General features: G+C 42.5%; 1 protein-coding gene. It reads left to right on the top strand.

What is annotated here, in order from left to right; translation table 11 throughout:
• Nucleotides 1-82: 82 nt before the first annotated feature.
• The coding region (locus BHE89_RS24845) for a 2-hydroxyacyl-CoA dehydratase family protein (protein ID WP_353615101.1) at nucleotides 83-226 on the top strand (144 nt) is incomplete at its 3' end.

Genomic DNA, 226 nt, shown 5'->3' with positions numbered 1-226 from the left:
CGCCAAGATATTCCTGAAAATAATTCACCTTATGAAGCAATGGCAGAGCAAATTGCTCAGCTAGAAGGGTGCTCATTGCTGTATGACCCAGAGAAAAAAACGCGGTCGTTTAATTGCCGATATGGTGAAAAAGACGGGCGCTGATGGTGTCGTCTATTTACTGACGAAGTTCTGTGATCCTGAAGAATTTGATGCCCCTATTGTGAAGAAATTTCTCGATAGAGAA

Source organism: Shigella sp. FC1967, from assembly GCF_001743005.1.
Taxonomy (GTDB): Bacteria; Pseudomonadota; Gammaproteobacteria; order Enterobacterales; family Enterobacteriaceae; genus Proteus.
Note: the sequence above shows the minus strand (reverse complement) of the source record. Positions and strands in the feature narration are given on the sequence as shown.